Annotated in this window: 2 protein-coding genes; one reads left to right on the plus strand and one right to left on the minus strand. The window is 67.4% G+C overall.

The window, feature by feature from the left end; translation table 11 throughout:
• The first annotated feature begins 120 nt into the window (after window positions 1-120).
• Complete coding sequence (locus tag EPN29_10410; protein TAN32020.1) at window positions 121-633, plus strand: hypothetical protein; 513 nt, start codon at window positions 121-123, stop codon at window positions 631-633.
• On the opposite strand, the gene EPN29_10415 is transcribed toward EPN29_10410, so the two are convergent.
• The gene (locus EPN29_10415) at window positions 597-1,901 is read right to left on the minus strand and encodes an ISL3 family transposase (protein ID TAN32021.1); all 1,305 of its coding nucleotides are present in this window, start codon (window positions 1,899-1,901) and stop codon (window positions 597-599) included. The genes EPN29_10410 and EPN29_10415 overlap by 37 nt on opposite strands.
• Between the last annotated feature and the right edge of the window lie 113 nt (window positions 1,902-2,014).

Genomic DNA, 2,014 nt, shown 5'->3' on the forward strand with positions numbered 1-2,014 from the left:
GTCACTACTCGGCCGAACGCAACCGGACTCCCGGAGCCCTCCTCCGATCTCTTTGAGTCCATCCGACTGCAACCTTTCGGCGCGGAGTTGCGCCAGACCTACCTACGCAAATGGGCCGATGTGAACAACGTCCAGCGCGTCAAGCGGCGGCTGCTGGCCCGCGTGTTTCTCGGCGGTGACGCCGAGGAACACATCGCGCAGCTGGCCATCAACCCGATGCAACTGACGATCTTGCTGTACCTCGTCAACAAGCTCGGCGAGGCCATCCCCACCGCCCGCACCCCCCTCTACACGGCCTACCTAGAGACCTTGCTCGGACGCGAGGTCGACAACCACCAGATCGCCCGCGATCACATTCCCTACGTCCAAGAGACCACTGCCTACCTCGGGTGGCGCATGCAGTCCGGCGTCGAGACCAACCCGAACGCCGGCCGCATGAACATCAAGCACATCAAACGAGCGATGCTGGTCTATCTCGACGAAGTCGAGGGACCGGCCGACCTCGTCGACAAGCTGTTCTCGGCAGTGTCCGACCGGTTTTGGGCACTGTCTAGTAAGACCGAGGAAACCGGCTCTCCGTCCCGATCTGTGGGTGATCATTTGACGTTTCGGCCGGGGAGGGCGGGCCGGTAGCCGCCGAGGGAGAGCATGGCCAGGGCGATGAGGGCGTCGGTGGACTTGAAGCCGAAGGCGATGCGGGTGATCAGCCGGATCTTGGTGTTGGTGGACTCGATCAGTGCGTTGGACAGGTCGTGTTCGAGGGCGGCGTCAATGGTGGCGCGGTGCCGGCGGATCTTGCGGCCGAGGTCGACGAACGTGGGTATGCGGCAGCGGGCGGCCCAGGACAGCCAGCGGTCCAGGGCCTGCTTGCCGGCGTCGCCTTTGACTTTGACTACGTGACGCAGGCCTTCCTTGAGCAGGTAGGCGCGGTAGAGCATCGGGTGGCTGGTGGCGATCCAGGCCAGCTTCTCGGCCTGCCGTTCGGTGAGGTCTTCGGGGTTCTTCCACAACGCGTACCGGGCTCCTTTGAGCGCCCGGGCCCGCTCGTGCCCGGGTCGGGCCGGGGCATCGGACCGCGGGCGGCCCCGCGGCCGCTTGTCCTCGCCACGGGCCAGCGCGCGGGCCTGGTTCCACACGGCCCGGCGCACCTCATCGAGCGCCTCGGTGGCCCAGGCGATGACATGGAACGCATCGGCGCACTGGATGGCGTTCGGGCAGCGTTCGGCGACCACCGCGGCGATCCAGTCGGCGGCGTCGGCGGACACGTGCGTGATCATCTGACAGCGCTCGGGACCGAGGACGTCGAAGAAGGTCCGCAGCGTGGCCTTGTCCCGCCCGGGCGCGGCCCAGATCAGCTTGCGGGCATCGTGATCGACGACCACCGTCAGGTACTTGTGTCCGCGCTTATAGCTGATCTCGTCGATGCCGATCCGGCGCAGTCCGGCGAACCGATCAGTTCCGGCCATCGCGTCCTCGGCGACCCGGGTGATGATCGCGCCCACCGTGCGCCAGGCGATGCGCATCAACTGCACCACCGCGGACTTCGAGGCCGCCACCGCCAACCAGGCGACCTGATCATCGAAGAACCGGGTGTGTCCGGCGCCGTGCCGCGCCCACGGCACCGCCGCCACCACCACCCCGTGCTCGCGGCAGGACACCCGCGGCGCGTCAGACTCCAGCACCGCCCGGATACTGCCCAGATCCAGGCAGCGCCACCGCCGCCGTCCCTGGCCTGCGTCATAACCGGCACAGCGCCGGCGACACACCCCGCACCGGCCCCGCTCGCCACGTACCGGACGCGCACGCACCACCAGCAACTGCTCGTCCTCGTCGAACTCGACGCCCTCGATGACCGCCTTCTCGACGCCCAACAAGGCGCGCCATACCCTGGCGTTGCGCACGCCGTTCTCCGTTCACCGGTTCCTGACCCTTGACAAGCCAGAAACCTATGCGGGAACGGCGTGCTGCTCACTCACAGGGGTCGACACCCACCCACGCATGCGTCAGCAGAGCC

The organism is bacterium, from assembly GCA_004299235.1.
Lineage (GTDB): Bacteria > Chloroflexota > Dormibacteria > Dormibacterales > Dormibacteraceae > SCQL01.